The organism is Methylopila jiangsuensis (assembly GCF_027922305.1).
In the GTDB taxonomy this organism is placed as follows: Bacteria; Pseudomonadota; Alphaproteobacteria; order Rhizobiales; family Methylopilaceae; genus Methylopila; species Methylopila jiangsuensis.
In genome coordinates this window covers 736,284-756,442 of record NZ_BSFK01000016.1, presented here as the reverse complement: position 1 = coordinate 756,442, position 20,159 = coordinate 736,284, and the positions used below count along the sequence as shown (strand labels likewise).

The window sequence follows — 20,159 nt, the reverse complement described above, 5'->3', positions numbered from 1 at the left end:
GCACCTCAATTGCCGTAGGTGGTGACGTCAGCGCCCTGCAAGGCGCTGGGGTTGACGGCGACGGCGGGGTCCGTGGCCTGCAAGCTGTTCCCCGCCGTCGTCTGCGTGCTCTGCCCGAGCACGGTTTCGATCATCAGAATAATCTCTGCGTTCATCGAGCGGCGGTTCACCGCCGCCCGGACCTTGATCCGGTTTCGCATTCCATCGGGGAAGCGAAGGGCGAACTGATCCGCCCCCCTACCGACAACGTCCATGACACCTCCATATCTCCTATTGCGATATAAATATCGCCTAGTGAGATAATTGCGTCAATCACTGTTTATCGCCTAATGCGACTATCCACCGAAAGGGAGCATGCCGCCGTGGCGCAGGACACCCCCAGCCGCAAGCTGGACCAATATATTGTCCGCTTCCCACACGGGATGCGGGACCGGCTCAAGTCCCTCGCCGCTGAGAACAAGCGCTCACTGAACGCTGAGATAGTTGCTCGGCTAGAAGATAGTTTCGCATTCAACGATCCAGAATTTACTTCCAAGCTAGATCGTATGGAAATCGATCTTGCGGAGACAAAACGTTGGAGCCGCGAAATGAGATCTATCCTTGGTGGGGAATTGAGAATTTTGCGCGCCATGGCCGTCGCCCTCGACAAGCAGGGCGGTCAAGTCTCTAAAGAACAACTTAGCGAACTTCGCTCGGCGCTGATGGAAAGCATGGAAAAAACCCACGCCATCGATCCCGACGGAAGCGACAAACCGCCTTCGTCTCGCGGGCGGCGCTGACTCCAAAGCACCGACTTTGGAGCGCGGTTGGTAGACACATCCCCGCCCCACCTCCGACTGAGCCCTACGTCGTTCTACTGACTCGACCTTCGGCGCTTTAGCGCGCCACGGTTTCGCCCAAATTGCTCGGGGGATACCAATGGCGGCGATCAGAACCGCGCTACTCGCTCTCGCATGCGCGGCGCTCGCCGCCTGCTCGCACACCACGCCTGCGGCCGTCCGCATGACCGATGGTCGGCTGCTGACCGGCACCGCGACCGCAGCCCTGTCCGCCGGCACGTTCGAGGTCGTCGACCCTGCATCCAGGCTCCGCTGCTTCGGCAACTACGACCAGTTCTCCAGCTCCATCGAACTCAGCGCACCAGTCACATGCTCGGACGGCCGGGTCGGCGTCATCAGGCTCACCCGGTCGCCTGATCTCCTGTCCGGCTCCGGCACCGTCACCATGACGGATGGCTCGGTCGGCAACGTCGCGTTCGGCAGCCTCGCGGCGTCAGTCATCGCGCCGCCGGTGCCAGTCGTCGCGGCAATTGCAGACCCCGCCCCGGAGCCCATTCCGGACGCCGCGTCGATCGCGACCTGGAAATCTCTCGACAGCCCCCATGCTGACGCGGGGCTCGCCTCCGTCCCAACACCCGTCGCGCCGTCCAACGCGGCCTACACGCCTCCGTCAAGCTACGGTGGCGGCGGCTGCTATTCCGGCAACTACTACGGCGCCACGAGCTGCATCACCGGACGCGCCAAGACACAGTATGTCAGCGGCTACTACCGCAAGAACGGAACCTATGTCCGAAGCTATTACCGGAGCCGAGGGCGGCGGTGATCATCCGCCCTTCGACCCCACGCTCTGCAACAGCGCCCGCAGGCCCGCGGCGTCCTTCATGGACGTGAGGTTCTGCGGGTCGTCCTTGCCCGCCGACCGCTTTGTCAGGTGTTCGCTGTCCAGCGCCCGGATCATACGCTCGAAGCGGTCGAATTCGGAGCCCCAGATGCGCCAGCGCCGGGCGAAAGCGTCTATCGCCTCGAATGGGATCGGCCCCTCGCTGAAGCCGACCCGCCGGGACGGGCTGAGCCGGAAGAACGCGTCGAAATAGAACGCTCCTTCCGGCTCAAGCTCGGGCCGGTTGAGATAGTCGGCCGGGACCTCACGGCCTTTTTTCTCTAGCCGCTCGATCGCCGCCCGCTCTCCGCTCCATCTCAGGTGCCAGCGGAGGCAGGCTCGGAGTTTCCCTCCAGATCCTCGTCGGCTTCGGCGTCGTCCTCCGCGACGATCGCCGCGGCGTAGTTCACGCCCTCGCGCAGGCGCACGAAATCGGGGTTGGACAGCAGCCGCAGAGCCTCGACAGGGCTGTAGTCCAGCGGCGACCCGTCCTCGTTCTCCAGCCCCTCCCAGCCGAGAAGGACCGTCTCCGCGAGGCAGCGGGCTTCGATCCGGGCCTGATCCTCGAGGCTCAGGCCGTTGCGACGGTTCTTGCGCGGCACGGCCATGACGAGCTTGTTCTGGAGCCGGCGAAAGTCGGTGTTGCCGAGGCCGCGGACGTGGAGACGCACGCCCTCAAGCTCAGGGATGTCGCCGACCCATGCGCCTTCTTCCAGACGCGCGTTGTCGATCCGCAGGGCGGACAGCTTCATGTGAGACCTCGTGAAGAAAGGCCGCCCGCGGGATGCCGGCGGCGGGTTACGGCAGCAGAGCCGCCAGCGCCTCGGCCAGATCGGAGTTGATCGCGAGGCTGTAGTTGCGTCGCAGCAGGTTGTCGTTGTTGCCCACGTTCAGGCGGCGCGAGGCGACCAGCGCGCGGAAGTAGATCGTGGTGCTGGAATAGGTCACGTCGGGCGCGTCCGGCAGCACGATCTTGAAGGCGTAGTTCCGCTTGGTCTTCGACGCGGCGATGAGAGCCGCCTGTCCGGCGTCGAGCGGATCATGGAAGCACACGAGCGCCAGTTCGCCGGCGTCCGCGGCGCCCTTGGCCTTGCGCACGCGGCCGTCCTTCAGCGTCGTGCCCGAGACGATGTTGTGCTGGTCGCCGAACTCGCCGAGGTTTTCGACCATGTCGATCTCGGTGAACGTGAGCGATGCGAACTCCGCCGCGGTGTCAACGGAGGGCAGCACGACCGGCCCGATGTAGATGCGGGCGTCGGTCGCCGTGATCAGATCACCAGCCATAGGAGGCTCCTTCTGAGGGCTTGGCGCGTCTCGCGACGGGCCGGGCGGCCTTGCCTAAGGGCCGTTTGGCGTGCTGACGGCGGAGGCCGTCAGGATTGGGGGACGAGGTCGGCCTTGGCGCGACGCACGTTGGGAATCTCGGGAGCGGTCTCGACGACCTCGACCAGGGCGCCAGCCTGCAGCGCACCGACGACCGAGGGGTGATCGGCATTCAGGCTCGCCTCCTTGGTCTCACCGGCTCGGAAGCTGGTGATCTCCGGCTTGTCCGGCGTGCCGCCCGTGACGAAATCCAGCGACTGGCGGGTGGTGTTGGTGTAGGTCGGCATCGGTTCCTCCGTCAGCCGGTGAACGAGAAGGCGAAAGGCGTCACGAAGGCGGTCACGAAGTGATTGCCGTCGTCGTTCTCTGGGCCGACGAAGATGTCGCCGGGCACGAAGGTGCGGACGCCGCCGAACTTGCGGTCCCGGAACAGGGTCGAAAGCTCGTCAGCCCACGCCGAGGCCTTGCTCAGCCCCTCGCCAAGCTCCACCGCGATCACGATCCGAAAGCCGCCGGTCTCACGATAGAGGCGGCGGTTGACCACCGGCCGGCGACGGCCGGAGGCCGGGAACTGGAGCCGGAGATAAGGCGAGCCGTCCGCCGGCGCGTCGCCCTCCACGTTCGGCGCCAGCACGACGGACTTGGTCCAGTTGCTTGTGAGCCGCGATGTGACGGCCGCGACGACGTCCGGGTGCGCCATGTCCTATCCACGCTCCGTCACCACGATCGCCGGCTGGCGGGTCTCACGCTCGATCGCATGGGCCGCGCGCTTGGCCGGTGCCGCGGAGCGACCGCCTTTGCGGCCACCGAGCGCCACGTAGTCCAGCAGCGCGGAGCGATAGGAGAACCGAATGCGCGCAAGGTTGCCGAACCTCCGCGACGCCAACTCCGCCACCACCTGGAACACGCCGTCCGGCGCCTGATCCGAAAGTCCACGCTCGATCTTGCGGGCGTAAGGAACGCCCGGAAGGAACGCGTATTCGACAGCCGCCGGATAGGCCGCGCCTTCTGGCACCAGCACGCCATCAGCCAGCATGAAGAAGCTGTCCCGGTATTCGCCGGTCAGAAATGGCGCCGCCTGAACCAGCTCCTCCGCGATGAAGTTGAACACGTCGTCCAGAAACTCGAAGGCGAAGACGATCGTGCCATCCGGCCGAACCGCGTCTACCGAACCGCCGGGGCGGCCGTCCACGAAAGTGGCGTGATCCGGCACACGTCCGAGCGCCCGGCGGTTGATCTCCTGCGCCTCGGCAAGCTGCTCCTTGGCGTAGGCCGCGAGCTGGCGGCTCTGCGCCGCAGGCGAAAGCTCCTCGTCGAGGATGGCGCGTACGTCGAGGTCGATCGGCGCGACCCGACCGCGGATGCTCATCCCCGCACCACCAGCTCGACGCCGATCAGCACGCCGGCGACGCGGCGCTTCTGGTCGTCCACCTGCTGGACGGTGAACCTCCGCCCGTCCTGCCAGATGGCGTCCTGCGCCTTGGCGCGGATCGGCAGCGGAAACCCTTCCAGATCATCCGCATGCAGGATCACCGTGTGCTCGTGGCTCACGGTCCCGGCCGGGCCTTCCACCGCCCGCGCGCCGGTCATGCGGGCCTTGAACGTCACCTCGGGCGCATCGGGCCCGGCGCCGCGGCGCAGCGTAACGGGACCGCCCACGCGGGTCAGCGACCCGCGCAGGTCCCGCTTCGCCTGCGCCGGCGTCAGACCGCCCATACCCGATACCCCGACAGCAGGTTCTCGACGGCGTTCCGGACCAGCTTTTCAGCCGCGTCCGAGACGGTGAAGGTGCGGCTTTCGACGCCGTCGACGTCCACGCTGCGCAGCGCCAGATCATCTGTCGAGAGCGACCGGAGCTGAACGGCGGACAGCACGATCGCGTGCTTCGCCGGGATCAAGTGAGGATCGTTGATCGGATAGCCCGCCTTGTAGCGCACGCGGACGGCGTCGTTGCCGCAGGCCACAAACGGCCATGACTGTCTGTGTCGGAGCCCCAACTCAGCACGCACCGTGCCGGCGCCGAAAAGACGATAGATGAAAGGGTCAACGGTCTGCTCGACGCCGTCCGGGTCGTCGTAAGCGACAGAAACGACTTCAGTCGCAGGCCCGTAAGGCAGTCGGACAGGCCCAAATCGCGGCAGCCCCGGCCACCGCACCTCCAGCACCGCCTCGCCAAGCGTCGAGCCCAGCCACGACGGCGGATCAAGCGCCGCCTGCGCGCAGGCCAGCAGCGCCGCAATGCGACCGTCATCGTCGCCCGCCAGCACCGGCGACCACAGCTTGGCGTCCGCCACGCTGACGAGCGGCGCGGAGGGCGTGACGACGATGACGGAGTTCATCAGGACTTGGCAGTCTCGTTGAGGTTTTTCTCGACCGCCTGCTCGTCGGTCAGGTTCGGGTCGTTGAAGTCGATCCGGTTCTGATTGATCGACGTGCCCGCCCGCGGGTTATCGTCGACCGCGGGGTGGCTGGGGTCGACGTCCGGCACGATCTGATCGGGCGCACCGGCAGGGGTGAACCCGGTCGCCGGCGCGATGTCGGCAGGAGCCTCGCCTTCGGGCAGATCGCTCTTCTTCACGGCCATTTCGGCCTCCTTGTCACGAGGGAAGAGCCGGCGGGAGCGCCCCGCCGGATCGGCTTTCGTCAGGACGCGGCGACCTTCAGGGCGCGCATGGGCTCGGGGTTGTAGACACCGCCGCCGACGCGCTTGACCGTGTAGAAGTGCACGAAGGGCTTATTGCTGAACGGGTCCCGCAGCACCGAAACGCCGATACGGTCCACCACCAGATAGGTGGCCTCCATGTCGCCGTAGAGCGCCGCGATGTTGCCGGCGGCAACGCTCGGCATGCCCGGCACCTCGACCACCGGCGCGCCATTCAGGGTCGCCGGCTCGCCCGCCACATAGGCGGGCTGCCAGAGATAGTTCCCCTGCCCATCCTTGAGCTTTCGAGCCGCGCCGAGGGATGCGCGGTTGATGTAGAGCTTCGCGTTGGCCGCGAATTCGGACGGCAGCGAATACATCAGGTCGATGAAGCCGTCGCCGGTGAGAGCGGCCGCAGCCCCAGTGTTGACCGCCTGGATTGCGCCCCACGGGTGACGCGCCGCGTTCGCCGCGCCGGTCACAAACGTCAGGATGCCATAGGGCTTGTTGACGCCGTCGCCGGACAGGAACGCGATGCCCTCCTGGCGAGCGAATTCCGCCTCGACTTCGGCCGCGAGCCATTCCTCGAGGTTGATCGCCGCGTCATCCAGAAGCTGCTGAGAGATCGCCGGGTTGGCGTACAGCTCGCCCGGAACGAAGTCGAGCGAACCCAGCGCCGGCGTGGTGGTGGCCGGACGAGATGCGGTCTCACCCACCCAGCCCGAACCGAGCGTGCGGTCGTTGAACAGCTTGCGGAAGCCGGCCACGGTGATCGAGATAACCCGCGCGTTCTGCCGGATCTTCGACACCTGTTTGAGCTTGTTGATGATGGTGCGGTCCCACTCCACCGGAGCGAGGTACCCGCCTTCACCGTCCGTGCTCTTGGTCAGGGCCGCGTTGGGCGTGCCGTGGCGCATGTTGGCCTTGAAGGCCGCCAGATATTCCGGCGTCGTGGACGGCAGGTCGCCGATGACGCCGCCGCCGGCCTTGTCCGCGGCGATCTTGGCGGACAGGTCATCGATCGCCGTCTGGAAGTTGCCGACCGCAGCGTCGATGCGCTCGATCTTCTCGGTCACGACGACATCATCGGCCTTGGACTTCAGCTTGTCGTCGTGGGCGGCCTTGAATTCTTCGAACGCTTTGTTCAGCGCCGCGATCATGGCCTTGGGGTCGCTACCGTCCGCGCGAGGGCGGGCGTTCAGGACGGAGCGCGGCACGGAGACGAGCGCCGTCGAGGCCGCAAGCGCCGCGGCCGGGGAGAAATGCTTCATGGTGTCCTCTCAGGGCTGAAGCGTTGCGAGAAGTCCGGTCAGGCCGGACCAGTCATCGCCAGCGCCGGGCGTGGCGGCAGGGGCAGCGCCGGGCGTGCCCTTGATCTTGTTGATGCGGGCGCGCGCCGCAGAGCGCGACATGCCAGCGGAGACGAGCTGGAGCTCCATCGCGCGGAGGTCGTTCACCTCGCGATCGCGGCTCTTGGCGTCCTCGTCGGTCGTGGTCTGGTCGGACGCCAGCAACTCATCGGCGAACCCGCGCTCGATCGCCATGGTGCCGGACATGTAGGTCTCGGCGTCCATCCACTTCGCGATATCCTGCGTCGTCTGACCGGTCCGGCTGGCGTAGAGATCGACCATGGCCTGATCAAACGGCTCCAACCATTCCGACGTCTCCTGCATGTCGTGTCGATTGCCGATCGCCAGGACCCAACAGTTGTGGATCATGATGAAGGAGGCGGAACCGATCTCGATCCGGTCGCCCGCCATGGCGATGATGGAGGCCGCCGAAGCCGCCATGCCCATCACCTTGACCGTGACCTGCTGCGGATGTTCCCGCAGCACATTGAAGATCGCGATGCCCTCGAACATGTCGCCGCCGGGCGAGTTGATCTGGACCTCCACAGGGCGGTCGCCGATGGCGCGAAGCTGCGCAGTCACCTTTTTCGCTGTGACGCCGCCGCCAGACCAGAAGTCCTCGCCGATCACGTCGAACATGGTGATGACGTTATCGCCACGCTCGACCGCTCGCACCCCCGCGGCTTCGTCCGACCATCGGTCGAAAACGGACGGCTTCGTGTAGGCGTGTACGTCGTCGCGAACAGGGAGGGGCAGAGCCGACGGCCGCGCCATTGCGAACACCTGCGGGCGCTCAATCTTCGTCATCGTCATCGTCCTTCCTGGCGGGCGCGTCAGCCGCGCCGGGGGTGGATTCTTCGGGCGCGGCATCACCGCCGCCGGCCATCGCTGCCGTCCCCGGATTCAGCCTGTCGCTCGCGGGATCGTCGTCCCGCGGCAGGTCCATGACCGCGCGGATTTCGTTCTGTTTCATGAAGCCGGGACTGCCGCCGGAGCCCAGCGCCCGGGCGAAGAACTCGCCCTGATCCTTGGTCGAGCCCCGCAGCAGCGCGTCCGCGTTGAACCGCGCGACGAACCGGCCCTTCTCGTCACTGTCGAGCAGCACCCGCTCAATCGCCTGCTGCCAGGCTGTGAACCAAGGGTTGAGGGCGAACTGGACGAAGAAGCGTCCAAGCGCCTCAATGCCGGAGCCCCAAGAGGTCTCGTCGACCATCAGCAGCGGACGAGGCACGCCGGTCGCGCGGCCGATTTCCTCGACCTGAAGCTTGCGGATTTCGGCGAGTTGCGCGTCCCGAGCCGTTTTCCCCAGCTCCTGAAATTCCAAACCTTCCTCAAGGATCAGGTGCTCGCCGGCATTATCGGCGCCGCGCTTCTCCGCAAGACTTTCGCGCAGGCGCTCAAACGCATCCGGCGACAGCCGTTTGCCGGAGGGCATCTTCAACGCGCTGTCGACGAACGAGCCGTTCCTGAAATATCGCGCCGCCGCCAACTCCGCGGCGAGAGCCAAACCGATCGCCTCAGCCGCCTGCTTGACCACAGACAGTCCGTGCAAGCCGTCGAGACTGAGTCCCCGCAGATGGAAGATGTCCGAAGCCGCGTAGACCCGCATGCCGCCGGTCGGCGGCGTGTACTCGTAGACGACTGACCAGTCGTCCCTCTGCTTCACGCGGATCCGGAGAGGATCGAGCGGGACAAGTTGACGGATGACCTTCCGGCCGCGCCGGATGTCGAAGCTCCTCACCACCAGAGCGTAGGCGTCTCCACGGACAAGAGCGCGGAGCTGCATCAGCGAGCGGAAATCGTAGGCCGACTGCCAGCCATTCGGCTCGTCATGGATCAGGCGGTGAAGAGGGTGGTCCTTCGCTTTCTCTTTCGTCTCGTCATCGATCAGATTCAGCGGCAGCATGCCCATTGAGCAAGAGATCAGGCTGACCGCCCGGAACATCGCCGTGTTCTTCAGCGCCCGCTCGACGCTCACCTCCACGCCGGAAGCCGTCATGGTCCCGAACTTCAGGAACTCGATCACCCTCGGGTCGTCGAGGCTGACATAAGACCCGGCGCCTTGGGCGCGGGCGGCAGGCGCGTGAGTGCTATCCGGCGCCTCCCGGCGAAGCCAGCTCAACAGGCCCATGCAAACCTCACGCGGTCAGGATGCCGCGGTCCTCGTAGACCGAGCGGAGGTTCACGGGCTCCGGGTTCGTCTGCATGACGAACACGGCATTGAAGAGAGCAATGGCGGGGTCGATCTTCGCATCGCCTGCGGTGCGCTTCGTCGCGCGAATGGCTGTCGCCATCGGCTCAACCTTCACGTTCCCGACGCACCAGTTCATCAAAAGCGTTCCGCCATGCAGAAGCGTGCCGTTGGCGAGCTTCCGCTCCGCGGTCTTCATGGCGTCCATCAAACGGATGCCTTGGGGAACGCCCATCAGCAGCCCGGCGTCCTGCGTCACCTCGATCGCGTCCATCTCGTCGACGAATTCGCCGAGGCCAGCCGGATCCACGCCGACGCCACCCAGGAGCCCCGCATCCAGCACGGCCTTCACGATGCCGACGATCTCGGTCAGGTCTTCGAGGCTGTCGCCGACAATGCGGAGAGTGCCTTCGCGCTCAAGGTCTCGCAGCTTCGAGGCGATCAGAGGCCGGCGTTTCAGCACGCCGGAATGAGCCCAAGCTCGCGACCAGGCGAGCCAGCGCTTCGTTCCTTTCTCACGACCAAGCACGCAAAGGCCGAACAGGTCGTCGAGCCCGCCGCCGTCGATCCCGATGGTGATGACCTCGCATCGCGCGAGCAGTTCCTTCAGATCGGTCAGCTCGCCAGCGGCCCTGCGCTCCCAATACTCCGCGCCGGGCCACCTGTTGGCCGCGAGGCGCAACCCGATCTCGACGTTCAGATGCTTGGCGAGGAACACCTGCAGCGCGCCGTCTGTGGCGCCCTGCACTTTCTCGTGCTCATCAATCAGCCATTCGAGATCGACCGACCGGCCAATATTCGGGTTGGTGACGTAGAAATTCTCCGGGTCATTGTAAGCCCCGGCTTCCACCATCTCTTTCGGGAACTCGTACAGCACCGGAAGACTGCGCGGGTCCTTGCGCTTGCCGTCGCGCACCTCGCGATAATAGTCGAGCTTGGCTTTGAAGACCCCGGCCGGCTCTTCATCCGATTGCGTCGACAGGATGATGACGAAGCCTTCAGGCCGGGCCACCTGGCCGCCCGTCGCCTCGCGCAGCATCGCGTCCGCCTTCGGGCGCTTGCCGAAGATCCACAACTCGTCGATCAGGACGAAGGCGGCCTTCTTGCCCGACACCGTGTCGGAGTCCGCGGCCACGACCTTCAGTGTGGCGCCCGTCGTCTTGTGGGTGATCGTCCGGGTATGCTCCTGGATATGCAGGAACCCGCCCTGGGTGAAGTCAAGCTCCGGGTCTTCCCGGATCATGTCGCGCGCCGGATGGAACGCGTTGTTCGCGACCTCGATCGTGGGCGCCAGGATCAGCAGCTCCGCGGAATGCCGCCAATTGCGTATCAGCGCTGTGACCATGATCCCGGCGGCGATCGTGCTCTTCGAGTTCTTCTTGCTGATGAGGAGAAAGAACTCGCGGATCATCCGCTTCGCCCGCCCGGCGTCGTAGGCCCCGAAAATGGCGGCCACGAACTCGAATACCCACTCCTCGCACGCCTCGCCAAACGTCGGCTTGCCCGGGGCGTCCACGATGCGCAGGCCGCGGAATACCTCCAGCGCCGCCTCCGCCTCGTCCGGGAACAATGGCGCCGGGATGATCGAACGACGCTCAACGATGCGCCCCCGCCAGTCGGGACAGGCTGTCGTCCACTCCATCAGTGATTGTCCACGACCAGCCGCGGCGGAGGTGGCGGCGCATATTTTCCACCGGATCCAGCCGCGCGCTCCGCGGACGCCTGGCGCTGCGCCTTCTTCCCAGCCGGAGCCGCTGTCTCGTTCAGCGTCTTCACTGCCGCGCTCAGGTTCTTGAGCGTCTGGGTTCGCTCACCGAGCGAGACCGCCTTCAGGAGGGCTTGCCGGCGCCGCGGGTCGCTCTCTTCGGCGCAGATCATGTCCTCGATCTCGCCAATATGGGCGGTCACGCTCTCAAGCTCGTCCATCAGCCGCGTCGCGATGGTGCGCCCGCGATCCGCCAGTGCCTCCGGGTTTTCGGACGCTGGCGGGATGATCTCGCTCGGCTCGATCGGCCTCGCCCGGTCTGCCCTAAGGTGGGGCGCCGCCTGCTTGCGGATCCAGCCGGACTGCTGCGCCTTCTTCCGGATCGCCTTCTCGTCGACACCGTACCAGCGGGCCATCTCCCGAACGCTCATCACGCCGGCGATGAAGTCGCGCTCGATACCCTGCCAATCAATCGGCTTGTCGCGTTTTGACGCCATGGTCCGCACCTAGTCCGCAGGTGCGGACCCGTGAGATGGAAAAAATCTGTCGCTGTAGACCCATGCGGTGCTGGCCCTTGAGGGGTCCAGACTTTCGACCGGGGGGTGGGGTCAGCCGCGCCCCGCCCGGCGCGCCCGCTCCGCGATGGTCTTGCGCGTGTGGTGGAGCCCGCAGAGCGCCTGCCCGTTCTCGACGTCGAGCGGCGCGCCGCCGTCCTTAAGCTCGACGATGTGGTCGGCGTAGAGCCGGGCGGTGTGGACCGTCGCCGTGCAGCCCGGGTGCTGGCAGCAGAACATGGCCCGCTCCAGCACCTTGGCCCGCCACGCCTGATGCTCCTGTGTGCGGTAGTGCGCATCCGCCTCCTTCGGCCCGATCGTGACCTTGCGGCCGTCTCGGGTGGTGAGACGCTTTGCAGCGAGCCGGAGCGGCGGGCGGACGGGCATCAGCGGGCCGCCCATAGTCCTAGAGCCGTGACCAGCCTCTGTCTGCCCCGCTCGAATGTGGAGAGCCCAGCCAGGGCGGCGCAGCACGCAAGCCAAACGACGACGCACAGAGCCGCGTAGGTTGCAGCGGCGGCGGCCACCAGAGCCACGATGACAAGCAGCAGGAGCGCGGGCATCAGGTGTTCAGGCTCACCGAGGCTTCGACAGCCGCGGGCCGCAGGTCGAACGAGGCGGCCTCGATCAGATCGGCCGGCGTGGCGTCCCGCCAGCGGGTGGAGGCGAAGCGCTGCTGCCAATGGAACATGCCGGCTTCCTCGACCTGGAGGACAACCCTCGATCCATCGGGGCGCAGGCGGTAGCGTCCGGTCTTGTACGGCTCAGGCATCGCAGCGCAGACCCTCGACAAACTCCGGGTCGTCCAGCCAACGGGCCAGAACGCCGCAGATCGATATCGCTACGGTTTCCCCGTGCCCCAAGCCGGCCTCCATCATCGCCATGCCAACGGCGGCGGCCACGGGCAGCATCGCGAGGCACCAGAAGTTGGCGCGGCGCGCAGCCTCCACCTTCTGCGGCGTCCAGTCGATGCGGGACATGGCGGGCCTCCGGGTGCGAAAAAGCCCGCGCGGCGCGAACCTGCGGGCTAGACTTTGGCGATAAACCTCCCTCAGGCCCAACGCGATTGCGGAGCCTGGGGCTGGCCCTCCGGGTATCCGAAGCCTCGACCAACTCATCCTGCGACGAATCTAGGCCGCTTCTGCGATGAAGTCCAGCGGCACGCGCGTAATCGTGGCCCGGCCGAACAGAAGAACCTCGATATCCACACCATGGCGATCAGACGCCGCCACGGCCGGGCCAGTGAAGCCGGCAAGCGGGCCGGACTTGATCGTGATCTTGTCGCCGCGGACATAGGTCGCCACTGGCGGAGGCGGCGCGCTCGGATCCTTGTTGAAGTTGAATTCGCCAGCCGCCTCCATGGCGCGAAGCAGAGAGATCGCGCCGGGCCGTAGCATGAGGGGCCGCCCCTCGTTCCCGAGCGCGCCATGCACGCCGTCGATGCGGCGGAGGAAGAACCAATCCACCGGGCGGCCGTTGGGCTCCGCGACGAACACGTAGCGCGGCAGCGCGCATCGCTCGCGTCGCACATAGTCCGTAGAGCGCTGCGGCTTGGTCCAGATCGACCCTTCTGGCACGTAGGCGCAGAATCCCGCCTCGATCGCCCTCACCTCCACCGAGCGCTCCCGCATCGGGTTGGTGAACAGCGCGTACCAGCCCATGCCGGGGCGCTCGCGGGACAGGGACAGCTCGCGCGCCAGCCGACGGCGATCCGCCTCCGCCTCGATGGCGGCACGGCGCTCCTCCGCCTTGCGGTCGCGATAGGTGGTGCGGCGGGTGGCGCTGTGCATCAGTCTGGCTCCCTGACGGCGGAGGAGGTCTTGGCGGGCTGGCGGACCAGCCAGTCGGTACGGCCGGCCGCGACCTCGGCTCGCATCCACGTCAACAGGTCGTCAGCAGCGGTGACGGCGCGGATGGAGGCGGGGCGGCCTTCGATCGCGGCGCGGAGATCGGCGGCGATGGCGTGGCCCTGCCGGCGCTTGACGTTGGCGAGGTTGCTCATGCGGCCCGCCCTTGGGCAGGGACGGCTGTCAGGCTTGGCGGCACGAGGCAGCCCGGCTGTCCGGGGGGCGGGCCCATGTCGGCGGGCCAGCGATCGAGCTGGCGGGCGTAGGCGAGTTCGCGGCGCCAGCGCGCCTCGTCCCACTGGCGAGGGTCGTCGCGAGGCGCAGCCGCCGGCTGGCGGGATACGTCGGGCGCCATCCGCGAAGGGATGCCGGACAACTTCCTCGCCTCCGCAGCGGAGCGCATCCAGTTTCGGAAGAACGCGTCGTGGTCCTTCTTCGCCCCGTTGGGGTGCGAGGCGGACCAATCCTTGGCTTTCGCGACCTCGCGGCGAATGTCGCCATCGGTCGCGCCCATTTCCCGCTTAAACCGATCGACATCTTCGGGCCTCGGCTGCCAGTCCGCAGGCATCCGGGATGCGCGCCTCTCCCGCTTTTCCGGCTTTCGGTCAGGCGCGCTCGCGCGCTCTACAAAAACGTCAGTTTTTGTTTCTTCTTCTGGCTCTGGTTCTGGAAGCCCGCACGTAGGCTTAAGCCCGGCTTCGTCTAAGCCATTGTTTTTGTTGGATCGGCCATCCATTTCGGCCCTTTTATTTCCACCTTTCGCGCCGTTTTCAGCGAGTTTTCGGGCGGTTTTCGCAGCGTTTTCGATCTCGATTTCGGCCCGAGAGTTCGTCAGACACCCGTCGCGCGCGACCAGCTTGCCGGCCTCAATCAGCGCCGCGCGAAGAGACGTCCACTTCCTGACAGACACGCCGCAGACGCCGGCAAGCCATCGCGCATCGTCCGGGATCGGCCCGCCGCGGTCATAGATCAGGTCGAGGCACAGCGAGTACGCGCCCTTCTCCTCCAGAGAGAGGGCCATGGTCCCCATGACGAAATCGCCGCCATAACGGCGGTACCATGGACGCCCGCTCATGCGGCCCTCCCCTGGATCGTGTTGCTGGCCATGTCGCACCAAGCCTCGACGACGCCGGTCTCGCCCTGGCGCTGCTTGGCGACGATGATTTCGAGGTCGTGCGCGACCTCACCGATGCGCGTCTGGCGGTCGAAGGCGCTCTCGCCGTCGCGCTTGGTGCGTTCGAGGTAGTAGGCTTCCCGGTAGAGCAGCAGGACGTTGTCCGCGTCCTCCTCGATCCGGCCGGACTCGCGCAGATCTCCAAGCGTCGGGCGTTTGTTGTCGCGCTGCTCGGTCTGGCGGTTGAGCTGGCAGAGCACGATGACCGCGCAGCCGAGTTCAATCGCCATGTCCTTCATGGCGCCGGTGATTTCGCCAAGCTCGGTCGTCCGGTTGCCGGCGTAGCGGTCGGAGGGGCGCACCTTACCGAGGTGGTCGACGATCACGACGTCGAGCTTCCGGCCGCTGCGCGCGAGCCTCTGAGCCGCGTTCCGGGCGCGAGTGACGATCTGTCCGGGGGAGAGGCCCGGCTGCTGCTCAATCGCCAGCGGAAGCCGCTGCAGACGGCCCACAGCGGCCTCCACGCGGGCGACCTGATCGTCCCCGAGGTTGCCCGTCCGAATGTCGGTGTAGGCGATCGGAGAGCCCGAGAGCGAAGCGATGTTGGAGATTGCGCGCTCCGCCAGCTCCTCCGCGCTCATTTCGAGCGACACGAACAGGCAGGGGTGCCCGGCCTTGGCCGCCGCCAGCGCCGCGCAGACGCCGAAGGCGCTCTTGCCCATGGACGGCCGGGCCGCGACGATCGTCAGGTGGCCGGGGTGCATGCCGAAGGTCATGCGGTCGAGCTGAGGCACGCCATAGGGCGCGCCGCGCGCAGTCGCCTCGCCTGCCCTCGCCCGCTCCATCTTGGCGAAGGCGCTGGACGCCGCATCGCCGGCAGAGACGCGGCGAAGGTGTTCGGGCATCTGCGAGGTCACCACGCGGTCGATCTCCGCGATAGCGTCGATGCCGAGCGCCTTCGGCAGCCCGGCCGCCATGCCGAGAGCCGCTTTCTCGCGCAGCGCTTCTGCTGCGCTGTAGAGCGCCCGGTAGTCCGAGAAGTCGCGCAGCGCGCGGACGTGCTCTCGAACGGATTCAGGGACCGGGGCTTGGCCGGCGAGCCTTGCGATGTACTCGCTGAGCGTGACGCCTCCGAGATCCACGCCAGCGCTGTCGCCAACGGCGACCCTGAGCAGCCCAACGTCCACCCGCCGTCCTTCCCGGCGCGCTTCGGCGAGGCGGTCGAACAGGAGCCGGTGCGCGGGCTCGATAAAGTCGGACGACGCGACGGCGTCCACCGCGGCGTCGATCGTGTCCGGGTAGATCAGGCAGGCGCCGAGGACCGCCTGCTCGATCGGCAGGCTGCGATCCAGCAGCGTCGCCCATGCGTCCGGCTGTCCGGCGATCATCGGCGCAGCTCCATGGGCAGCATGGCCGCGGAGAGGCGCTGGCGCTGGTCGGCGGTCATGTGGAGGTCGAGAAACCGGCGCCATGCGGCGCCGGCGGCGATGCCGTCCTCAATGGTGAGCGTCTGCTGTGCGCGTCGCGCCGCGGAGGCGTAGGCCTCCCAGGCGGCTTCCAGCGCGGCGGAGCGGTGGGACTGGAGGTCGATGACCGCCATCACGACACCTCGCCTGCGTCGATGCGGGCCTGATGCTTGCGGACGCCGTGCAGGATCGTGGTGTGGTCGAACCCGCCCATCAGGCGCCCGATGCGCGGCAGCGACCAGCCCGTGAGCTTGGACAGCCACCAATAGGCCTCCTGCCGCGCCATCGTGATGTGCTTGAAGCGGCGCTCGGACATAAGCTCTGCTCGCGTCAGATTGTGCCTGCGGCAGATGGCGTGGACGATGTCTTTGGCGTCGCGCGGCAGCCGTCCGTCTGGTGATCGAAGCCAGAACGGCGCGTGCATCTCGATTGCGGCGATCTCGACCTTGGACATCGCACTGGCGGTCTCAACCGGCTCTCCATCCTCGCGCGAGGCGATCAGAAGCCATTCGCGCCCCCCACGCCATACGATGGACGAGCCATCCAGCACCTGGGAGGCGGCGTGCTGCGGGGCGGACGGCGCAGGTTCAGCCGCTGGCGCCGCCGCGGGCGGCGACCATAGCCTCGCGCGGGCGCGAGAATAGGCCGCGCGCATCTCGTCCGGGCTGTCGTAGGTGGCGACTCCAATGAGGGCCATCACGCTGCCTCCACGGTGATCTGGCAGCCGGTGACGGGCGCCCATGCGAGGGTGAGGCGCTGCACGAGGCTGTCGTCCTCGATGACGCGGTGCTCCACCAGCAGATCGATCGGGGCCTTGGACAGGCCGTCGAGGTCGCGCTTGCGGCGGTCGGGGCGGCCCAGCAGGATCGTGACGGCGACAGGCCCGGTGACGGACGCCGGCCGCGCGGCGCGAAGCTGCCAGCCGGCAGCGTTGGCCCACTCTCGATAGCGCTGTGAGCGCACGCGGCCGCGGCCATGGACGTTGGCGAAGAGGTTGTTCAGCGGCGGCGGGAACGGCAGGGCGATGGTGGTGCTCATGTCCAGCGCTCCACCTGCCCGTTCATGCGCTTTCGAACGCCGCTCGCGCGGGAGCCCGGCAGCGGGCGTGACGTCGGCTTCCACGCGCCCGTGTGCTTGTCCCGCTGCCGATCGCCCTTGCGGATGCGGCGCACGTCTTCGGCAGTCTTGGCGCGATGGCAGGCGCGGCAGAGCACCCGCGCATTGTCGAGCGTCGGCTCGCCGCCAAGCTGATCGGGGAGGACGTGATCCACCTCGCCCTCGCCCACCTTGAGCTTGGCGCGGCAGGACTCGCAGCAGCCCCCGGCGCGCAGGAAAGCGGCTGCCCGGACCTTGCGGGAGAACTCCCTCCGGCTCATGCCGCCCTCCTGTCCGAAGGGCGCTTGGAGAGCGCGTTGTAGACGGCGGCTTCCGGCAGCCCGAGGCGGCGGGCGATCTCAGCCGTGTCGCAGCCAGCGCACCAGAGGCTGAGGGCCGCGGCTTTCTGGTCCTCGGTCATGCGGCCCTCTCAATCTTCGCGCGGGCCTCGTCGAGCAGCGCGATCGGATCGACGCCGGGAAGAACCTGCGTGCTGATCGCCTCCATTGCCCGGTCGAAGAAGATGCGGAACTCCGCGGCATCCATGTTCGCGAAGGCGGTCGAGTCCGTGCGCCACGCCGTCGAGCCATCGAGCAGGCGCCGCGGCACCACGTAGCCGAGCCCTTCTTTCAGAGCCTCGTGCAGATGCTCAGCGGTGGCGAAGGCGCAGCGGCCGGACGCAATCACGGCCGCGAGGACCGACCAGTAAAGCGCGTTCTGCGCGCTGGAGCGCCGGCGGCGGATCGACACCTCGATGTCGGACCCGATCGGGTGCCGGTCGATCAGCTCGGCGTCGAGCGCGGACACGGGCTCAAGCCCGCGCGGCGTACGGCGCATGGTGATCGGGGATCGTTCGATGTCGCGGAGAGCCATCACGCCGCCTCCTGCGCAGGGCCGATCTCCGCGGCGCGGTCGGAGCAGATGGTGCGCAGGTCAGCGAGCTCGGCATCGGTGAGCCCTGCGCGCTTCCGGTTTTCCTTCTCCGCCTGCCACCAGGCGGCGAGGTCTGACCGGTCGGTCGCGGCCCGGATCGCCGTGGCGGCGATCTGCATGTACTCGCGGGCCTTCTTGGCGTCAGCCGTTGACCGCTGGGGCGCCGGCTGCTGCGCCTGTCCGACGCTGCGCTGCTCCTTGTCGTAGAGCGCGAGACCGAACGGGTTGCCGAAGGTCACGAGAGCGCGCTTCATGGCGTCCGTCTCGGCTTCCTTCAGCGCGCTCTCGTGGGCCTGATCCACGTCCCGGTCGATGCCGGAGCCAAAGCCGGCGCCGTCGCGGACCACAGTCGTGCCGTCTCCGGCACGGACGGTGATGCGGACGGTCGCGCGATATCCGACCCGGTGCTTGCCTTCAACGAGGCGCGGTTCCCCGAGCAGTTGGATCGAGACGAGCTCGCGATCCCAGGCGTCGAAGCCGAAGATGCGGTTGGCCTCCGCGATGGCGTGCCAACCCTCGACATAGGAGAGCGAGCGACCGGCCTGCGTGCGGGACCGGACGTGCGACTGGTCGAGGACGTCGGAGAGCTGATTGAGCTGCTGGTCGGTGAACGCCATCACGCTACCCTCACGTTGAGCCGCTCGCCGCCGTTGGACAGCGTGGCGCCGGGGACGATCTCGCCGGCGTCGAGGCGTTCTTTGATCGCCTTCTTGTCGGGCTCGACCTTGGTGCGGGTTAATTCGGCGGGGAGCGCGTCGGGGTCCTCGACGATGACGCTCGGCGCCACACGCGCGATCGACAGCGTGGCCTCGGGCAACGGCACCTTGCGCAAGTCGGCCGCCTGCATCAGCCGAAAGGCCATCGCACGCAACGCCTCTTCGCGCTTGGCAGAAGCGTCGCGACGCTTCCCGTAGGTGGCGGCGAGGGCCTTGATCGCGTCCTGCTGCGCGGCCTCCCAAAGCGCCGCCCGGATGATGCGGGACAGCAGGCCGTGCGCGTCCGTCTCGCCCTCGATCATGTCGGCGCGAAGCTGCTCGTCTTCCGCCATCTCGGGACAAGCATCGATCAGCGCTGCGATCTCGCGCTCGATCAGTGCGGCGTCGATGTGGAGCGCGCTCACGAGGCCACTCCTTCGATCCGGTCGATGTCATCGGCCATCTGGCGATGGTCGGCGGCGACGCGCTGCCACCAAGACGGCGGGTAGAGGGAGCTGCCCGCGCAGACGGCGGCCGTGCGCTCGGCTTCGTCCGCCTTGGCGCGCAGCCAGTCGGCGAAGCTGTGGGCCGCGGCGGGCTGGGTGTTGCTGATTTCCTGCGTCTGCGCCATGTTCGTCTCGCTTGATGAGCAGCCGGGGGAGAACTTGCGCTTGGTCGTGCGAGCCCCCGGCGAAGCTCGCAGCGCGGGTCGCGCATGCACGCGAGGTCCTATCGCTAGGACGGCATTCCCAGAGCTTGCTTGTAGAGGTCGACGATCGCCTCCAGCTCAGCGCGCTTGTCGGGGTCCTGCCGCCGATCACCGATAACCTTGCGCAGCGCCTTCACGTCGAAGCCCATCGCTTTGGCTTCTTTGTAGATTTCCGACTTGATCTGGTTGCGGTCGCGGATTTCCGCTTCCTCGCTCTCGATGCGATCGACGAAAGAGCGGAGATGGTCTTTGGCGAAGCTGTCAGGGCTAGCGATGCTCACTGTCCGCCCCCTTCCAGAAGGCGGCCCACCAGAAGCACCTGCTCCCGCGCCGCGTGGATCTCAGCGCGAGCCAGTTCCGCGTCGTCGCCGGCAAAAGCCGCCTCAACGCTTTCCAGACGGGCAAGAGCCACGGCCATTTCGGCCCGGATTGCTGCATCGTTGTGTTCCTTCGCCCGGCGGGCTTCTGCGGCTGCTCGGATGGCGTCCAGTTCCTCGGCGCGCACGCGGACGCGGTCTTGCCGGAAGATGTCTTCGGCGCGGGAGGGCGTCATCACGCCCATTTCCTTCGGCAGATGCTTCGAGACAGCCTGAGCGATCTCGTACATCGCGGCCTTGACGGTCATCGGACGCGCGATCTCGGACATCAACCGAGACGCCTCGACTGTCGCGATCATCCTTGGGTTCCTGCGTGCATCCGCCGACTTGGCGGAAAAATCGGTGAACTTGTCCGACACTTCGGTGCGCCTTCCGTGCTGATCTTGGGACCAGCGATGGAGGACTTGGACATGGATGCCACGGAGACCTGGATTTCGGTAGGTGACGCTGCGCTCGACTGCTTGGCGGCGATGCGGGCGCGGCGAGAAGAGAAAGGCCGGG

Annotated in this window: 35 protein-coding genes; 2 read left to right on the top strand and 33 right to left on the bottom strand. The window is 67.0% G+C overall.

All coding sequences use genetic code 11. The features are described from left to right. Nucleotides 1–5 precede the first annotated feature (5 nt). Nucleotides 6–254 carry an Arc family DNA-binding protein gene (locus tag PKE85_RS16535; RefSeq protein WP_271205864.1) on the bottom strand — a complete coding sequence of 83 codons (249 nt, stop codon included), beginning with the start codon at nucleotides 252–254 and terminating at the stop codon, nucleotides 6–8. A gap of 108 nt (nucleotides 255–362) precedes the next feature. Between PKE85_RS16535 and PKE85_RS16530 the strand changes: the two genes are divergently transcribed. Next, entirely contained in the window at nucleotides 363–779 is a 417-nt protein-coding gene (locus tag PKE85_RS16530) for an Arc family DNA-binding protein (protein WP_271205863.1), read from the top strand. 139 nt (nucleotides 780–918) lie between these two features. Continuing rightward, entirely contained in the window at nucleotides 919–1,602 is a 684-nt protein-coding gene (locus PKE85_RS16525) for a hypothetical protein (RefSeq protein WP_271205862.1), read from the top strand. On the opposite strand, the gene PKE85_RS17735 is transcribed toward PKE85_RS16525, so the two are convergent. From PKE85_RS17735 to PKE85_RS16365, 32 genes are all read right to left on the bottom strand, one after another. Then, nucleotides 1,603–1,953 carry a phage tail assembly chaperone gene (locus PKE85_RS17735; protein ID WP_428981378.1) on the bottom strand — a complete coding sequence of 117 codons (351 nt, stop codon included), beginning with the start codon at nucleotides 1,951–1,953 and terminating at the stop codon, nucleotides 1,603–1,605. Between the two features lie 23 nt (nucleotides 1,954–1,976). After that, entirely contained in the window at nucleotides 1,977–2,411 is a 435-nt protein-coding gene (locus PKE85_RS16515) for a hypothetical protein (RefSeq protein WP_271205860.1), read from the bottom strand. Nucleotides 2,412–2,457: 46 nt separating this feature from the next. Then, nucleotides 2,458–2,943, bottom strand: a complete 486-nt coding sequence (locus tag PKE85_RS16510) for a phage tail tube protein (RefSeq protein WP_271205859.1) — start codon at nucleotides 2,941–2,943, stop codon at nucleotides 2,458–2,460. Between the two features lie 89 nt (nucleotides 2,944–3,032). Next, nucleotides 3,033–3,269: a hypothetical protein gene (locus PKE85_RS16505; RefSeq protein WP_271205858.1), complete on the bottom strand. Its 237-nt coding sequence runs from the start codon at nucleotides 3,267–3,269 to the stop codon at nucleotides 3,033–3,035. Nucleotides 3,270–3,280: 11 nt separating this feature from the next. Continuing rightward, nucleotides 3,281–3,682, bottom strand: a complete 402-nt coding sequence (locus PKE85_RS16500; RefSeq protein ID WP_271205857.1) for a phage tail terminator-like protein — start codon at nucleotides 3,680–3,682, stop codon at nucleotides 3,281–3,283. Nucleotides 3,683–3,685: 3 nt separating this feature from the next. Continuing rightward, nucleotides 3,686–4,351 carry a hypothetical protein gene (locus PKE85_RS16495; protein WP_271205856.1) on the bottom strand — a complete coding sequence of 222 codons (666 nt, stop codon included), beginning with the start codon at nucleotides 4,349–4,351 and terminating at the stop codon, nucleotides 3,686–3,688. Continuing rightward, the gene (locus PKE85_RS16490) at nucleotides 4,348–4,698 is read right to left on the bottom strand and encodes a hypothetical protein (RefSeq protein ID WP_271205855.1); all 351 of its coding nucleotides are present in this window, start codon (nucleotides 4,696–4,698) and stop codon (nucleotides 4,348–4,350) included. Before PKE85_RS16490 ends, PKE85_RS16495 begins: the two co-directional genes overlap by 4 nt. Beyond that, nucleotides 4,686–5,321 (bottom strand): hypothetical protein, encoded by a 636-nt coding sequence (locus tag PKE85_RS16485; RefSeq protein WP_271205854.1) that lies wholly within the window; start codon nucleotides 5,319–5,321, stop codon nucleotides 4,686–4,688. The genes PKE85_RS16490 and PKE85_RS16485 overlap by 13 nt, the downstream gene beginning before the upstream one ends. Beyond that, nucleotides 5,321–5,566, bottom strand: a complete 246-nt coding sequence (locus PKE85_RS16480; RefSeq protein ID WP_271205853.1) for a hypothetical protein — start codon at nucleotides 5,564–5,566, stop codon at nucleotides 5,321–5,323. Before PKE85_RS16480 ends, PKE85_RS16485 begins: the two co-directional genes overlap by 1 nt. 59 nt (nucleotides 5,567–5,625) lie before the next feature. Next, the gene (locus tag PKE85_RS16475) at nucleotides 5,626–6,783 is read right to left on the bottom strand and encodes a phage major capsid protein (RefSeq protein ID WP_271205852.1); all 1,158 of its coding nucleotides are present in this window, start codon (nucleotides 6,781–6,783) and stop codon (nucleotides 5,626–5,628) included. A 120-nt stretch (nucleotides 6,784–6,903) separates the two neighbouring features. Continuing rightward, nucleotides 6,904–7,779, bottom strand: coding sequence for a head maturation protease, ClpP-related (locus PKE85_RS16470; protein WP_271205851.1), 876 nt, complete (start codon nucleotides 7,777–7,779; stop codon nucleotides 6,904–6,906). After that, entirely contained in the window at nucleotides 7,766–9,103 is a 1,338-nt protein-coding gene (locus PKE85_RS16465) for a phage portal protein (protein WP_271205850.1), read from the bottom strand. Before PKE85_RS16465 ends, PKE85_RS16470 begins: the two co-directional genes overlap by 14 nt. 7 nt (nucleotides 9,104–9,110) lie before the next feature. Continuing rightward, nucleotides 9,111–10,805, bottom strand: coding sequence for a terminase large subunit (locus PKE85_RS16460; protein WP_271205849.1), 1,695 nt, complete (start codon nucleotides 10,803–10,805; stop codon nucleotides 9,111–9,113). Beyond that, nucleotides 10,805–11,365, bottom strand: a complete 561-nt coding sequence (locus tag PKE85_RS16455) for a hypothetical protein (RefSeq protein ID WP_271205848.1) — start codon at nucleotides 11,363–11,365, stop codon at nucleotides 10,805–10,807. The genes PKE85_RS16460 and PKE85_RS16455 overlap by 1 nt, the downstream gene beginning before the upstream one ends. A 111-nt stretch (nucleotides 11,366–11,476) precedes the next feature. Further along, on the bottom strand, nucleotides 11,477–11,809 hold the full coding sequence (locus PKE85_RS16450; RefSeq protein ID WP_271205847.1) for an HNH endonuclease signature motif containing protein: 333 nt from the start codon (nucleotides 11,807–11,809) through the stop codon (nucleotides 11,477–11,479). 175 nt (nucleotides 11,810–11,984) lie between these two features. Further along, the gene (locus tag PKE85_RS16445; RefSeq protein WP_271205846.1) at nucleotides 11,985–12,113 is read right to left on the bottom strand and encodes a hypothetical protein; all 129 of its coding nucleotides are present in this window, start codon (nucleotides 12,111–12,113) and stop codon (nucleotides 11,985–11,987) included. A gap of 73 nt (nucleotides 12,114–12,186) precedes the next feature. Further along, nucleotides 12,187–12,402, bottom strand: a complete 216-nt coding sequence (locus PKE85_RS16440) for a hypothetical protein (RefSeq protein WP_271205845.1) — start codon at nucleotides 12,400–12,402, stop codon at nucleotides 12,187–12,189. A 150-nt stretch (nucleotides 12,403–12,552) separates the two neighbouring features. Continuing rightward, the gene (nusG, locus tag PKE85_RS16435; RefSeq protein ID WP_271205844.1) at nucleotides 12,553–13,212 is read right to left on the bottom strand and encodes a transcription termination/antitermination protein NusG; all 660 of its coding nucleotides are present in this window, start codon (nucleotides 13,210–13,212) and stop codon (nucleotides 12,553–12,555) included. After that, nucleotides 13,212–13,424, bottom strand: coding sequence for a hypothetical protein (locus PKE85_RS16430; RefSeq protein WP_271205843.1), 213 nt, complete (start codon nucleotides 13,422–13,424; stop codon nucleotides 13,212–13,214). The genes nusG and PKE85_RS16430 overlap by 1 nt, the downstream gene beginning before the upstream one ends. Next, nucleotides 13,421–14,344 (bottom strand): YdaU family protein, encoded by a 924-nt coding sequence (locus PKE85_RS16425; RefSeq protein ID WP_271205842.1) that lies wholly within the window; start codon nucleotides 14,342–14,344, stop codon nucleotides 13,421–13,423. Before PKE85_RS16425 ends, PKE85_RS16430 begins: the two co-directional genes overlap by 4 nt. Next, entirely contained in the window at nucleotides 14,341–15,771 is a 1,431-nt protein-coding gene (locus PKE85_RS16420; protein ID WP_271205841.1) for a replicative DNA helicase, read from the bottom strand. Before PKE85_RS16420 ends, PKE85_RS16425 begins: the two co-directional genes overlap by 4 nt. Further along, on the bottom strand, nucleotides 15,768–15,983 hold the full coding sequence (locus tag PKE85_RS16415) for a hypothetical protein (protein ID WP_271205840.1): 216 nt from the start codon (nucleotides 15,981–15,983) through the stop codon (nucleotides 15,768–15,770). Before PKE85_RS16415 ends, PKE85_RS16420 begins: the two co-directional genes overlap by 4 nt. Then, nucleotides 15,983–16,546, bottom strand: a complete 564-nt coding sequence (locus PKE85_RS16410) for a helix-turn-helix domain-containing protein (RefSeq protein ID WP_271205839.1) — start codon at nucleotides 16,544–16,546, stop codon at nucleotides 15,983–15,985. Before PKE85_RS16410 ends, PKE85_RS16415 begins: the two co-directional genes overlap by 1 nt. Beyond that, the gene (locus tag PKE85_RS16405) at nucleotides 16,546–16,887 is read right to left on the bottom strand and encodes a RusA family crossover junction endodeoxyribonuclease (protein WP_271205838.1); all 342 of its coding nucleotides are present in this window, start codon (nucleotides 16,885–16,887) and stop codon (nucleotides 16,546–16,548) included. The genes PKE85_RS16410 and PKE85_RS16405 overlap by 1 nt, the downstream gene beginning before the upstream one ends. Further along, complete coding sequence (locus PKE85_RS16400) at nucleotides 16,884–17,225, bottom strand: HNH endonuclease (RefSeq protein ID WP_271205837.1); 342 nt, start codon at nucleotides 17,223–17,225, stop codon at nucleotides 16,884–16,886. Before PKE85_RS16400 ends, PKE85_RS16405 begins: the two co-directional genes overlap by 4 nt. Then, a complete protein-coding gene (locus PKE85_RS16395; RefSeq protein WP_271205836.1) occupies nucleotides 17,222–17,365 on the bottom strand; it encodes a helix-turn-helix domain-containing protein in 144 nt (47 codons plus the stop codon). Before PKE85_RS16395 ends, PKE85_RS16400 begins: the two co-directional genes overlap by 4 nt. Continuing rightward, a complete protein-coding gene (locus PKE85_RS16390; protein WP_271205835.1) occupies nucleotides 17,362–17,817 on the bottom strand; it encodes a hypothetical protein in 456 nt (151 codons plus the stop codon). Before PKE85_RS16390 ends, PKE85_RS16395 begins: the two co-directional genes overlap by 4 nt. Then, nucleotides 17,817–18,494, bottom strand: a complete 678-nt coding sequence (locus tag PKE85_RS16385; protein ID WP_271205834.1) for an RAD52 family DNA repair protein — start codon at nucleotides 18,492–18,494, stop codon at nucleotides 17,817–17,819. Before PKE85_RS16385 ends, PKE85_RS16390 begins: the two co-directional genes overlap by 1 nt. After that, nucleotides 18,494–18,997: a siphovirus Gp157 family protein gene (locus PKE85_RS16380; protein WP_271205833.1), complete on the bottom strand. Its 504-nt coding sequence runs from the start codon at nucleotides 18,995–18,997 to the stop codon at nucleotides 18,494–18,496. Before PKE85_RS16380 ends, PKE85_RS16385 begins: the two co-directional genes overlap by 1 nt. Beyond that, on the bottom strand, nucleotides 18,994–19,203 hold the full coding sequence (locus PKE85_RS16375) for a hypothetical protein (protein WP_271205832.1): 210 nt from the start codon (nucleotides 19,201–19,203) through the stop codon (nucleotides 18,994–18,996). The genes PKE85_RS16380 and PKE85_RS16375 overlap by 4 nt, the downstream gene beginning before the upstream one ends. Before the next feature lie 104 nt (nucleotides 19,204–19,307). Then, nucleotides 19,308–19,562 carry a DUF2312 domain-containing protein gene (locus tag PKE85_RS16370; protein WP_271205831.1) on the bottom strand — a complete coding sequence of 85 codons (255 nt, stop codon included), beginning with the start codon at nucleotides 19,560–19,562 and terminating at the stop codon, nucleotides 19,308–19,310. Next, the gene (locus PKE85_RS16365) at nucleotides 19,559–20,017 is read right to left on the bottom strand and encodes a hypothetical protein (protein WP_271205830.1); all 459 of its coding nucleotides are present in this window, start codon (nucleotides 20,015–20,017) and stop codon (nucleotides 19,559–19,561) included. The genes PKE85_RS16370 and PKE85_RS16365 overlap by 4 nt, the downstream gene beginning before the upstream one ends. Nucleotides 20,018–20,159 lie beyond the last annotated feature (142 nt).